Genomic DNA, 12,666 nt, shown 5'->3' on the forward strand with positions numbered 1-12,666 from the left:
ATCCGGGTAATATCATAAATGTTTTACAATATTTCCTGGTTCTTCATTTCCTCAGACACAGTAAGATATTCCTTGCTGTTTTCCATAATCCCAAGTTTCTCTTCCCAGGTAAGATTACGTTTGATTTTTGCCGGATTTCCCATTACAAGAGAACCGTCGGGAATCACGGTATTTTTGGTAACAAGACTTCCTGCACCTATGATGCAGTCACTGCCAATCTTCGCGCCATCAAGAAGCACCGCACCCATCCCGATCAGGGTGCGGTCTCCGATGGTGCAGCCGTGAACTACCGCGTTATGTCCTATTGTGACATTATTTCCAATATGTGTCGGCATGTTGTGGCTGACATGGATAGTACAGTTTTCCTGAATGTTAGTCTCCTCACCAATCACAACCGGAGCATCATCACCCCGGATCACTGCATAGTACAGCACGCAGCTGTCACGCCCAATCGTTACATCACCTACGATCACAGACTGCCTGGCAATCCTGGCACCCTCTGCAATTTTTACATTTTTATAATTCATCTAAGTTCCCTCATTTATTATCAGCTTCGGTTCAGCTCATATTGTATTTCGTTCGGATCACAATATCTGTATACTGAAATTCCTTCTCCGGCTTTTTACTGTCAAACAGAAGCTGAAACAGGATCATTACAGGTGAATGACCCTGAACTGCTGCATCCTGCCCGATCAGGAAATTGATTGTGCCATCCTGAAGCCATTTTTTATTTTCTTCCAGAAAATCATTGGCGATCACATGTATGGAGCTGTTTTTTTCCAGTTTCTTCAAAGTCTGGCAAACACCCTTTACACCATGACCCGTGATATAAATACCGGTAAGTTCCGGATAAATCTCCAGAAGTTCTTCCACGATCTTGGATGCAACCCACTCATCATCATAAGAATATCGTATATCAACGACCTCAAGCCCTGGAAAACTATCCTTGATCTCCGTAGTAAAACCTTTCTGCCTGCTGATAAGTCCAGGGTTGGCCACCTGTCCTGAAATAATGACCACCTGTCCTTTTCCACCTGTCATCTCATTCATCAGGCCTGCCGCCGCACGGCCGGACTGAAATGTATCCTGGCCCACAAAACAAAGCCTCTTTGTGTCTTCCAGATCCGCATTAAATGTTACCACAGGAATCCCATATTCTTCACTGTACTGATTGATCCTGGCTTTCAGAAGCTGATCTTCAGACGGAGTCATGGCAATTCCATTAAACCCTTCTTCTCTCAGCTCTTCCATAGCCGCCATTACTTTCTCAGGTTCCACACCTTCGATCTCATAGATCTTTACTGTTCCGCCAAAGCTCTCTACCTCTTCTTTAGCTGTCATAACTCCTTTTAAAACCTGCTGCATAAAAGGTGTTTTCATATACTGAAGGATCACACCGATCCGGATCTTTCGTTTCGCCATAGCAAGGGCACGGCCTGCACGACTGGGCTGATATCCCATTTCCTGGGCGATCCTCTTGATCTTCTCTTCTACTTCAGGACGGATGCGGCCGCGGTTGTTCAATGCTCTGTCCACAGTACCTCTTGAAACCCCCGCAGCTTCTGCAATCTGCTGTAATGTAACTGCCATATCTTATCCTCCAAGCGTTTATTTTTGCATTTTGCGTTCACGCGCACATGTATTTATTCCATTATACTCTTTTCCTTCGCCGGAGGCAATCCCTGATTGCGATATTATCCTGATATTTTTAATCAAGAAGATCTCTTACCATCTCAGATGTAAAGGTAACAGCTTTTACATGATCCACTTCGATCTGATACAGTGCATTTGCCGCAATGTGCTCTGCTGCCTGCTCAAGGTCACGGATTCCTGTGGTATCTGCAAATTTTTCGATTACTGCATCCAGTGCTTCCTCTGTTACAATACACTCTTCCTGTTTCAGGCTCATGCGTTTCAGCACTTTCGGAAGTGCAAATCTTGAAAATATGATCTTCTTTTCTTCCGGTGTGTAATCCGGAATGTCGATCACTGCAAAACGGGACATCAGAGGTGCACTGATCTGAGCTTTGTCATTAGCTGTCGCGATCGGATAAACGCCAACAGTCGGAACCATGCATTCCATATAATTGTCTGTAAACCCAAGATTATCCAGAAGAGTCAGGAGCACATCTGCCGGATTTCCGTTACCTTTTCCTGATGCAGCCTTGTCAAGCTCGTTAATGATAAATACAAGGTTGGACTCTCCTGCCATGGAGAAAGCTTCCATAATGATTCCAGGTTTCGCATTGGCATAGACACGGGAACTTCCTGTCAGCTGCTCCGGATCGTTGATGGAACTCATATCCAGTGTTGTCCACGGCATCTTGAGGATTCTTGCAACTGCATAAGCAATCTGAGATTTACCGGTTCCTGCCGGTCCCACAAGAAGAAGTCCGTATGCAGGAAGTGTATGGGTACGGTTGATCTGGATGATCGTCTCAATGATCCTCTGTTTTACACGCTCCATTCCATAAAGTTCCTCATCCAGTATACGACGTGCTTCCTCGGGATCAATGGATTCAAAATAATTATGCTTCCACTGAATGTTCATCATAATAGAAAGTGCACGCTGTGCATGACGTCTCTCCTCCTGGGAAACCTCGTGAGAACGGGCAACTGCAAGATTACGTCTTGCCCAGAGACGGATGTTGTCAGGCATGGTCTTTCCCGCACAGGTCATAAAATCCGTGATACTCTGGATGCTGGTCAGCTTCATATCATCGCCGTCCTCATCCTCCTCATCATCCTCCTTTCCTTCTGCAGGTGCGCTACTTGCAAAAAGACGGTCGATCATAAACTGAAGAAATCCATCCTCAGCAGAAAGCTTGGTTCCTCCGCCAAACGCAATCTCCCGGATCTTGTAGACTGCATATCCTTCATCTGTATTCTTTCCGGAAAGGCGGATGTTGATGTGGTTTTCCCCGAGCCATTTGATCAGGCTTGTGAAACGGGAATCAATCTTTCGGATATCTGCCGGAAAAACACCGTCATCTTCTTTAAACTCAAAAGCTGTCTGTTTCGCCGGATTTGAAAAATATCCGCAGGAATGATGTTTCCACTCTCTCTTGCTGTTATCCAGGATCAGCACCGGTTTCTCCGGTGTTGCTGTTGTTTCATTGGAATGGAATGTTGTATATGTGCACTGGCTTTTTTTCTCATTATTATCTACCGGTGCTGCACTGAAATCAAAAACTGGCATGTGCTTTACTCCTCTTTCTCTGAAAATATCGTTCGCAAGGCGGATATCTCTGTTCCGCTTTGCTGTATGTTCATGAACATGATTGGCTCACGATTTGCATTCAGTGTATCACGGATTGGAAATCTCAACAACCGGTGATATGATTTTTTATACATTTTTTTTGCATAAAACGGTATTATTTACTTCGCGTATTTTACTTCGTCATTTTCCCGTAAGTTGTTTAAACAATTTCATAGTTTGCCGATTGACACTGCCTGCAAACTATGTTATCGTGCAACTATGTTCGCTTTTTTATTCTTTACAAAAGCTGACACAGTTACAGTTTCTGCGAATTTCGCAATGTTCATACTGCTGAACTTCGTAGGCCAGTCATCTATCTCCGCAGTATCCCTGGCAACGATATCGCATGGAGTGTTGGTTTTTCCATGTATTCCGTGATCCTTGGACATCTTGGAACAGATGCAGTTGCCGCCAATTCCCTGGTTGTGGTTGTCCGTAATATCGGCACTGTTTTCTGTTTCGGAATCGCAAGTGCAGGAGGCATTCTTCTTGGCAATGTAATGGGACAGGGAGATCTGGAAAGATCCAGGCGATATGCTTCCAAAACTTTAAAGCTGACTGTGATCGCAGGTGTATTCCGTGCTGGCGGTGATACGAAATTCGGACTGATCTGCGATACCATTGATATGTGGGTATATGCAGTACCCCTTGGATTCTTTGCTGCATTCGTACTGAAGCTGCCGGTACTCTGGGTTTATTTTCTCCTCTGTACCGATGAGTTTGTGAAGTGTCCCTGGGTTATTAAAAGATATCTCAGTGGAAAATGGGCTAAGAATATAACCAGAGAAAATATATTTGAGAAAAAATAGGCCGGCAGCCCTATCGCAACTGCCCAACTATCTTTTCTGTCACAGTCTCCAACACTATCTGCACCTCCCTGATTTCCTCAGCCGTAATCCTATCTTTATGAAATCCTCCCGTACAGACAACTCTCCTGTTCAATTCCCCGGAAACCTTCTCTGCCACATACCTGCAAATAACCTCGTCCTTATGCCCCGGATAATTCAAGACTGAAGAAGTCGCACTCACACTGCCATTTCCAGTGAGAGACTCCCTGGGTTCTGTCTGAACAACACATCCAATATGCGGCTGATCTCCCCCCTGAAGACAAACAAGAACATCTGCGCCTACGAAAGCAGCACTAATCTCCAGCGGGCATCCCGCGGCATCCACACACTCTCTTACAATCCATTCCATCTTCGGTACTCCTTTGCTTCGATTCCAAAAGGCTCCAAAAGCTTCGCTGCAACATGATACACCATATCATCAATCGTCGCAGGCTTATGATAAAAGGTCATCATCGGCGGAATGATCCTCACACCAGTCAGCATGGAAAGCTCATAGAGATTTCGAAGGTGAATACCACTAAGCGGTGTCTCCCTGGCAGCCAGCACTAACGTTCTCTGCTCTTTGATCGTCACATCCGCTGCACGAAGAATAAGATTATCCGCATAGCCGCTCTGTATTCCCGCTATGGTTTTCATGCTGCAGGGAACGATCAGCATTCCTTCTGTCTTAAAAGACCCGCTGGCAGGTTTTGCTCCGATCTCTTCTGGTGACATAGTGTAATCTGCCAGTTTCTTTACATCCTCCGGCGTAAGAGTTGTCTCCTGACAGAGTGTTAATTCTGCACTGGAACTCATAATCAGATATGATTCATAATCCGGATTCTCCCTGATGATCTCCAGGCATTTTACAAGGAGCGGCAGGCCACTTGCACCTGTCGCACCAACTACAATTCTTTTTTTCATTTTTTTGTCCATTTCTCAGGATCCAACTCCATAAAACGTGCTCTGTGGAAACAAGCTTTCAGATCATATGGCACAGTACAGTCAAAAATAGTCTTGCATGCAATTCCATGATCCCTGATACCCGGGGAAAATGCCGGATCATTAGATGGATCAAGCGGATGGCATCTTACACCTGGAATGGTTATCACATCCACATCACCCTGGAATCTTGTATTCATAGCCCAGAGCACATCATTCATGTCAAAACAGTCCACATCTTCATCAACAAGAAATACATTCTTCAGCTCACTGAATGCAGAAAATGCAAGAAGTGCAGCCTGACGCTGTCTTCCCTCGTCACTTGGAGAAAGCTTCTTAAACTGAAGGACTGCCATATATTTTCCACCGCCTGCACTGCTGCAGTATACATTCTGAAGTCTTCCCGGCATTGCTTTTTCCACCATACCGTAAATGCTGGCTTCTGTAGGAATTCCGGCCATAGATACATGCTCCTCGCTTGGTCCGATGCAGGTTTGCATGATCGGATGTTCACGATGTGTTACCGCTGTAACCTTGATCAGCCAGCACTGGTCACTTGCAGGACCTGTGTATCCCGGAAATTCCGGCATTGCATAACCGGTATTGCTGTTCTGGTCTTCTTTTACACGCACACCCGGGATCACTTCTCCCTCAATAACATATTCTGCATTTGCGATTGCTCTCTCATTAACTGTAACGCATTTACAAAGTTCTACAGGTTCTCCGCGAAGTGCCCCTGCTACGGAGAGCTCATCATATCCAAGCGGTGTTGTAGGCGGCTCAAAACAGGAACCGATCTCAATCGCCGGATCTACTCCTATGCTGATGGAAATCGGAAGTTTCTGTCCTAACTCCTCTGCGCGCTCTGCCATAGCTCCGATATGTCTGGCTCCCGGTGTAAAAAAGATGGAAAGCTCATCTTTTCCCTGAATACAAAGGCGATGGATCGTCACATCATGAACGCCTGTATCCGGATGTGTGGCATAACACATGCCAAGTGTAATGTACGGACCTGCATCATCTGGTGTATTGGTCGGCGCAGGTACCAGTTTGTAAAGGTCAAACTCCGGATCTGTTGCTTTATGTACCACCTGCTGGCATGGTGCATCTCCTGTAAAATCTACGGGTGGGACAGGATTCTCCACACTTTTGCAGAGCATCTTTCCAAGATTTTCAGACTCAGTATCCAATAAAGCGGCCACTCGTTTTCGGCTTGCCAGAAGTCCGATTGCTACTTTTGCATCCGGGTGTCCTTTCACATTATTGAAGATCATGGCCGGACCTTCTTTTGTAGGACGTTTTACAGTTCCACCTGCTCCTACATAACGATATACACCTGCAAGCTCTGCCATTGGATCAACTTCCACGTCAGTCTCGATCAGCTGATCCGGCATTTCTTCCAAAAGTGCAAGTGCACTCCTTAAATCTCTTACCTTCACTGCCATAATAAACCTCCTGTATATTCTTCATTCCTGCAAACATTTTATCTCTTTTCCACATGGTAAATCAATTCTTTCTATGCTATAATTGTTTCCAATATGGAATGATTGGTTCATGTTATCTTCTCGACCATCAACAATTGTTTATTTCTCAAAAGGCAGGTATTACCTATGACTTTCGAACAAATTGATTACTTTATCTGCGCAGCTCAGTCCCGGACTTTCTTTGAAGCTGCGGAAGCAATGCATATTTCCCAGTCTGCGCTTTCCAAGCAGATCATGAAACTGGAAAAAGAACTGGATCTCGTTTTATGGGACAGAAGCAAGCGTTCTGCCGTCCTAACTCCTGCTGGAGATTTTTTTTATAAAGAGGCACTGAAAATATCCAGACAGTATCATCGTTCCCTGAAAGCAGTATCCTATTTTAAGGATAATGAAACTCAGGCACTCCATATCGGGACACTTCCGTTTCTTTCCCAGTATCATCTGACTTCTCAGATCCACAGTTTCTGCTCTGAGCACCCGGAGATTCCTTTTTCCCTGAAAGAGGTAGAAGACCAGGAACTGATGACAGGACTTGAAAATGATCATTTCCAGCTGGTTTTTATTCGGAAAAACATGGTAGACCCTGATCTTTATACTTTTCATCTTCTTGCAGAAGACCGACTGGTTGCTGTCCTTCCAGCCGGACATCCTCTTTCTGCAAAAAAATCTCTTAACCTTACAGAGCTGAAACGAGATTCCTTTATCCTGATGCCGCCGCACACCTCTATTTACAGACTATGTATGCACAGTTTTCACAATGCAGGCATCCATCCGCAGATCCTGCGTACTGCACGTGCAGAATCCATTGTCAGTGCAGTGGAAATCGGGGAAGGGATCAGCCTGCTTGCAGAAAGCAGCTTCCATCTTTTTCGGCAGCCTTCTCTTGTTGCTGTCCCAATTAATGGACTGGATAAACTATCAATTGGAATTGCCTGCAAAAAAAATATGACTCTCACATCATCGGCAGAGTGTTTTCTGCGATTTGTAGAGAGTCATAAATAATATATCAGAATCCCAGCAGCATTCCGATACCATGCACTACAAAGGCCACGACCCAGGCAGTTGCACACTGTAAAAGTGCGATCCCAAGGGCTGCCCGTACAGTTCCCATCTCTCTCCGTACGGTTGCAATAGCTGCAACACATGGAGTATAGAGAAGTGTAAAGATCAGAAATACATAAGCTGTGAACGGTGTAAATAAGGTTGTCAAAAGAGCTGTTTTCCCCCCAAGAAGCACTGTCAGAGTAGAAACAACGCTCTCTTTTGCCATAAATCCTGTGATCAGTGCTGTGGATACTCTCCAGTCACCAAATCCAAGCGGAGCAAAAAGCGGAGCCACAATGCTTCCTACTTTTGCCAGAAGACTCTGATCTGCACTGGATACTAGATGTAAGCTTGCATCAAAATTCTCTAGGAACCACACGATCAGGGTTGCCGCAAAAATAATTGTAAAAGCTTTCTGAATAAATCCTTTCGCCTTTTCCCATATCAGCTGTCCAACACTTTTGGATGAAGGAAGACGATAATTCGGAAGCTCCATAACGAAAGGTACCGGTTCACCCTTAAACCGGGTCTTTTTCAGAATCAGTGCATAAAGGATTCCACAGAGAATTCCTGCAAAATACAGGCTGATCATTACAATACCACGCCACTGTTTCGGAAAGAATGCACTGGTAAGAAGACTGTAAATAGGAAGCTTCGCGCTACAGCTCATAAAAGGTGTCAACAAAATAGTCATCTTACGGTCTCTTTCACTGGACAGTGTTCTTGTTGCCATAATTGCCGGCACAGAACATCCGAATCCGATAAGCATCGGTACAAAGCTTCTTCCTGAGAGTCCGATTTTGCGAAGAATCTTATCCATTACAAATGCAACCCTCGCCATATATCCTGTGTCTTCCAGAATGGACAAAAAGAAAAACAATGTAACAATTGTCGGCAAAAATCCGATCACGCTTCCAATACCGCTTAAAATTCCATCTACTACCAGTGACTGGAGCACTGTACTGACTCCTGCTGCCTGAAGACCACTTCCGATCAGTCCGATCACCCAGTCTACTCCCATGGTCATCCAGTCGGACAACCACGCACCAAGATAATTAAACGTCATCACAAACACAAATGCCATGATTCCCACAAAACAGGGAATAGCTGTGTATTTACCGGTAAGTATGCGATCAATCGCAACGCTGCGTTTATGTTCTATGCTTTCAGCAGGTTTTACTACTGTTTTATCACAAAGTTGTTCAATAAAACTGAACCTCATGTTTGCAAGTGCTGCTTCTCTGTCAAGACCACCATCTTTTTCCATTACAGCTATCAGTTCATTGAGAACTCTCTTCTCCCCATCCGGCAAAGCCAGACGTTCTTCGATAAGAGGGTCTTTTTCCACAATTTTGGTTGCTGCAAAACGCACCGGAAGTCCTGCTTTTTTCGCATAAGGTTCTATTAAATGAACGGCTGCATGAATGCATCGGTGGACAGATCCCACCGGATCCTGGGGCGACTGATTATCTGCACAGAAATCAATCCTGCCAGGTGCTTCTCTGTATCTGGCTACATGCACCGCATGGTCGATCAGTTCATCAATTCCCTCATTCTTTACTGCTGAAATAGGAACTACCGGAATTCCCAGAATTTCTTCCAGTTCATTGATTCTCACAGAACCGCCGTTGGCCCGCACCTCATCCATCATATTCAGTGCCAGGACCATAGGAATTCCCAGCTCCATCAGCTGCATGGTCAGATAGAGATTTCTCTCAATATTGGAAGCATCTACAATATTGATAATCCCCGTAGGTTTCTCATTCAACAAAAAATCTCTCGTCACAATTTCCTCATTGGAATAAGGCGAAAGGGAATAAATACCCGGAAGATCCGTTACCGTAGCCTCCGGATGCCTTCGGATCGTTCCTTCCTTCTTATCTACCGTCACTCCCGGAAAATTCCCCACATGCTGATTCGATCCTGTCAGCTGATTAAAAAGTGTAGTCTTACCGCAGTTCTGATTACCGGCAAGTGCAAAAGTGAGCGGTTCACCCTTGGCAATCACATTTCCGATCCTGTTCTTCCTGTAATCCTTAGCCTTACCAAGCTCACCCACTCCCGGATGTGCAATAGACATATGTCTCTTATCATCACGAGGTATCACCTGTTCCTTCTCAATCTTTACAATTTCAATCTTCGCAGCCTCAGCAAGCCGCAGCGTCAGCTCATACCCACGCAAAACCAATTGAACCGGGTCACCCATAGGAGCCGTTTTCCGAAGCAATACCTCAGTTCCAGGCGTAAGCCCCATATCCAGAAGATGATGTCTCAGTTCCCCCTCACCACAAACACTGATGATCCTGCCACACTCTCCAGTCTTTAATTTATCCAGTGTCATTTCGTCACCTCATCATAAGTACAATCTAAATGTCCAATACCTGTATATGTATCATCCACTGGTATAAATGTATCACAATTTAAGTTATTTGACAATAACTGAATAAATTATAAAGTTTAGTGAAAATAACATATTTTACAAAGTTATTTATCATTAACACCGTATTTTTTCTCATTACCAAACATTTTTTACAAAAAAGGTGCAGACAATAGACAAAACTATCGTCTGCACCAGCTTATTGCTTTTAGCGTGCCCGGAAAGAAGAATCATTCTCCGATCAACCAGTTATACATCTCCTCATACTGTCTTGCAGAATTATTCCAGGAGAAGTCCGCTGCCATTGCACGGTCAACCAATTTATTCCACTCACGTTTCTTATCATAATATACGCTCTCCGCATAACGGATAGTAGCGAGCATCTCATGTGCATTATAATTCACAAATGAGAATCCTGTTCCTGTTCCTTCAAATTCATTGTACGGTACAACCGTGTCTTTCAGTCCGCCTGTCTCACGAACGATCGGAAGTGTTCCGTAACGAAGGCTCATCAACTGGCTTAAGCCGCATGGCTCAAACAGTGAAGGCATCAGGAACGCATCAGAAGCTGCATAGATTCTATGAGACATTGCCTCATCATAATAAATCTGTGCGGAAACTTTTCCATGATATTTCCAGTCAAAGTGACGGAACATGTTCTCATAACGTTCCTCACCAGTACCAAGAGCAACGATCTGCACTGCATCCTGACAGAGCTCGTCCATAATGTAAGCAATCAGATCAAATCCCTTCTGGTCTGTCAGACGGGAAACAATACCGATCATCATAGCCTTCGGATCCTGCTCAAGCCCAAGATCTTTCTGCAGCTGGAGCTTATTTTTAACTTTCTCTTTTCGGAAGTTTCTTGCGTTGTAGTTTCTTGTAATATTCGGATCTGTCTCCGGATTGAATTCATTATAATCAATACCGTTTACAATACCACGGAGGCTGTTGGCTCTGGCATTCAGAAGGCCATCCAGCTTCTCACCGTAGAACGGTGTCTTGATCTCCTCTGCGTAGGTATTACTTACCGTAGTGATGGCATCTGCAAATACCATACCACCTTTCAGGAAATTGGCATCCTTGTATGCCTCCAGTTTATCCGGTGCAAAGTAGTAATCAGAAAGTCCTGTGATATCCTTGACAGTCTTAACATCCCATACACCCTGGAATTTCAGGTTATGTATTGTCATGATAGTCTTAATTCCGCGGAAGAACTCGTTCTCCTGGAAAGAATCATGAAGGTAAACCGGAACAAGACCGGTCTGCCAGTCGTGGCAGTGGATGATATCTGGTCTGAATCCGATTACCGGAAGCACTGATAAGACAGCCTTGGAAAAGAACGCGAATTTCTCAAGATCCCATGGTGCACTGTCATATGGTTTCGGTCCGCTGAAATAGTATTCATTATCGATGAAATAGAACTGGATCCCGTCATACTCCATCTGCATGATTCCTACATAGCAGTTCTTAAATCCAAGATCCATATAAAAATGAGTAACATACTCCATTTTATCTTTCCATTCCTGTTTCATGCAGGCATATTTCGGCAAGATCACGCGGATATCAAAATATTTTTTGTCAAAGCATTTAGGCAGTGAGCCGGCAACATCAGCAAGTCCTCCTGTTTTGATAAAAGGTACTGCTTCTGATGTAGCAAACAGAATTTTTTTCATCAGTATTCCCCTCCCTGGGTACACCCGTTTTTGTTTAATTATACTCCAAAATTCATTTAATTAAAAGACTGATTTTTATATTCAAGTCTGATTTTATCTGCAATCAATGCTATGAATTCTGAATTGGTAGGTTTACCCTTCCCGGTACTCACAGTATATCCAAATAATTCATCAATGGTATCCATCTTTCCACGGCTCCATGCTACCTCAATGGCATGACGGATCGCCCGTTCCACTCTGCTCGGTGTTGTCTGGTGCCGTTTCGCAATGGTCGGATACAGTACTTTCGTGATGGAATTAAGCATCTCCATATCATTGACAGACAGGATAATAGCATCCCTTAAATACTGATATCCCTTAATATGTGCCGGAACTCCGATCTCGTGAATGATATTCGTCACATCAGTCTCCAGATTCCTCTCCGGCTGAGGTTTCCTGTTCTCTGCGTGATTCGATCTGCTGATTTCCCTCACTCTTCTGTCTCCTAGCTTTCGGATATGTTTGATCCGGTTTAAAAGTGTGGTATTGTCAAAAGGCTTCAACACATAGTAGTCTGCTCCAAGACTGAACGCATCCTCTGTAATCCTCTCCTGTCCAACTGCAGATAGTACAATAAATACCGGAACCTTCTTAACATTTGCATCGTGGGAGAATTTCTCCATAACGGAAAGCCCATCCATCTTCGGCATGATGATATCGAGAACCACCACGTCTGGTTCCTTGTCCTTTATAATACTACAAATTTCTTCTCCATTATGTGCTTTTCCGACCAGTTCAAGGTCTTTATCTTCTTCGATCATCTGACCCAGCATGTCTGTCATCTTAGTGTTATCATCAGCAATTGCAACATTTAATTTGTCCATGAGGATCCTCCTAACTTCTATCTCCTTGGGTTTTCAGACATACCCCTTTGTCACCCGGCAGCCATTCACTTATTCGCTGTCTGCGTTTTTACTCCTTCACTGGTAACAAAATTATTATAGTAGAAATCCTATGACGAAATCAAGATGAAAGTGGGTATTTTTCCCCACTTTCGTACGATATTTTTCGACAATTA

General features: G+C 44.2%; 10 protein-coding genes and 1 pseudogene. 2 read left to right on the forward strand and 9 right to left on the reverse strand.

The features are described from left to right. Positions 1 to 23: 23 nt before the first annotated feature. The 3 genes from AC04Q4_RS05680 to AC04Q4_RS05690 all read right to left on the reverse strand — a co-directional run bounded on the left by AC04Q4_RS05680 (position 24) and on the right by AC04Q4_RS05690 (position 3,199). Entirely contained in the window at positions 24 to 527 is a 504-nt protein-coding gene (locus AC04Q4_RS05680) for a gamma carbonic anhydrase family protein (protein ID WP_173738465.1), read from the reverse strand. A gap of 31 nt (positions 528 to 558) precedes the next feature. Beyond that, on the reverse strand, positions 559 to 1,590 hold the full coding sequence (locus AC04Q4_RS05685; RefSeq protein WP_173738464.1) for a LacI family DNA-binding transcriptional regulator: 1,032 nt from the start codon (positions 1,588 to 1,590) through the stop codon (positions 559 to 561). A gap of 118 nt (positions 1,591 to 1,708) precedes the next feature. Beyond that, on the reverse strand, positions 1,709 to 3,199 hold the full coding sequence (locus tag AC04Q4_RS05690; protein ID WP_476388662.1) for an AAA family ATPase: 1,491 nt from the start codon (positions 3,197 to 3,199) through the stop codon (positions 1,709 to 1,711). Between the two features lie 392 nt (positions 3,200 to 3,591). On the opposite strand from AC04Q4_RS05690, the pseudogene AC04Q4_RS05695 reads away from it, so the two are divergent. Next, positions 3,592 to 4,068, forward strand: a pseudogene (locus AC04Q4_RS05695) (MATE family efflux transporter); the annotation flags it as partial. 10 nt (positions 4,069 to 4,078) lie between these two features. On the opposite strand, the gene lpdD reads toward AC04Q4_RS05695, so the two are convergent. Genes lpdD through AC04Q4_RS05710 form a run of 3 tightly spaced genes read right to left on the reverse strand, consistent with a single transcriptional unit; the run spans position 4,079 to position 6,473 of the window. Next, complete coding sequence (lpdD, locus tag AC04Q4_RS05700) at positions 4,079 to 4,456, reverse strand: prenylated flavin chaperone LpdD (protein ID WP_173738462.1); 378 nt, start codon at positions 4,454 to 4,456, stop codon at positions 4,079 to 4,081. Then, a complete protein-coding gene (locus AC04Q4_RS05705; protein WP_476388663.1) occupies positions 4,441 to 5,010 on the reverse strand; it encodes a UbiX family flavin prenyltransferase in 570 nt (189 codons plus the stop codon). The genes lpdD and AC04Q4_RS05705 overlap by 16 nt, the downstream gene beginning before the upstream one ends. Beyond that, complete coding sequence (locus AC04Q4_RS05710; protein ID WP_476388664.1) at positions 5,007 to 6,473, reverse strand: UbiD family decarboxylase domain-containing protein; 1,467 nt, start codon at positions 6,471 to 6,473, stop codon at positions 5,007 to 5,009. The genes AC04Q4_RS05705 and AC04Q4_RS05710 overlap by 4 nt, the downstream gene beginning before the upstream one ends. A gap of 165 nt (positions 6,474 to 6,638) precedes the next feature. Here AC04Q4_RS05710 and AC04Q4_RS05715 point away from each other — a divergent pair, with 165 nt between their 5' ends. Further along, positions 6,639 to 7,514 carry a LysR family transcriptional regulator gene (locus AC04Q4_RS05715; RefSeq protein ID WP_173738459.1) on the forward strand — a complete coding sequence of 292 codons (876 nt, stop codon included), beginning with the start codon at positions 6,639 to 6,641 and terminating at the stop codon, positions 7,512 to 7,514. Positions 7,515 to 7,518: 4 nt separating this feature from the next. On the opposite strand, the gene feoB is transcribed toward AC04Q4_RS05715, so the two are convergent. The 3 genes from feoB to spo0A all read right to left on the reverse strand — a co-directional run bounded on the left by feoB (position 7,519) and on the right by spo0A (position 12,472). Next, positions 7,519 to 9,897 (reverse strand): ferrous iron transport protein B, encoded by a 2,379-nt coding sequence (gene feoB, locus AC04Q4_RS05720; RefSeq protein ID WP_476388665.1) that lies wholly within the window; start codon positions 9,895 to 9,897, stop codon positions 7,519 to 7,521. 266 nt (positions 9,898 to 10,163) lie between these two features. Next, positions 10,164 to 11,609: a glycogen synthase GlgA gene (glgA, locus tag AC04Q4_RS05725; RefSeq protein ID WP_173738457.1), complete on the reverse strand. Its 1,446-nt coding sequence runs from the start codon at positions 11,607 to 11,609 to the stop codon at positions 10,164 to 10,166. 56 nt (positions 11,610 to 11,665) lie between these two features. Next, positions 11,666 to 12,472, reverse strand: a complete 807-nt coding sequence (gene spo0A, locus AC04Q4_RS05730; RefSeq protein ID WP_173738456.1) for a sporulation transcription factor Spo0A — start codon at positions 12,470 to 12,472, stop codon at positions 11,666 to 11,668. Positions 12,473 to 12,666 lie beyond the last annotated feature (194 nt).

The organism is Blautia sp. HA8986, assembly GCF_056504635.1.

Excerpts from the sequence above, each read along its gene's own strand:
- AC04Q4_RS05680 (WP_173738465.1), bottom strand. The coding sequence starts at position 527 with ATGAATTATAAAAATGTAAAAATTGCAGAGGGTGCCAGGATTGCCAGG.
- AC04Q4_RS05685 (WP_173738464.1), bottom strand. The coding sequence starts at position 1,590 with ATGGCAGTTACATTACAGCAGATTGCAGAAGCTGCGGGGGTTTCAAGA.
- AC04Q4_RS05690 (WP_476388662.1), bottom strand. The coding sequence starts at position 3,199 with ATGCCAGTTTTTGATTTCAGTGCAGCACCGGTAGATAATAATGAGAAA.
- lpdD (WP_173738462.1), bottom strand. The coding sequence starts at position 4,456 with ATGGAATGGATTGTAAGAGAGTGTGTGGATGCCGCGGGATGCCCGCTG.
- AC04Q4_RS05705 (WP_476388663.1), bottom strand. The coding sequence starts at position 5,010 with ATGAAAAAAAGAATTGTAGTTGGTGCGACAGGTGCAAGTGGCCTGCCG.
- AC04Q4_RS05710 (WP_476388664.1), bottom strand. The coding sequence starts at position 6,473 with ATGGCAGTGAAGGTAAGAGATTTAAGGAGTGCACTTGCACTTTTGGAA.
- AC04Q4_RS05715 (WP_173738459.1), top strand. The coding sequence starts at position 6,639 with ATGACTTTCGAACAAATTGATTACTTTATCTGCGCAGCTCAGTCCCGG.
- feoB (WP_476388665.1), bottom strand. The coding sequence starts at position 9,897 with ATGACACTGGATAAATTAAAGACTGGAGAGTGTGGCAGGATCATCAGT.
- glgA (WP_173738457.1), bottom strand. The coding sequence starts at position 11,609 with ATGAAAAAAATTCTGTTTGCTACATCAGAAGCAGTACCTTTTATCAAA.
- spo0A (WP_173738456.1), bottom strand. The coding sequence starts at position 12,472 with ATGGACAAATTAAATGTTGCAATTGCTGATGATAACACTAAGATGACA.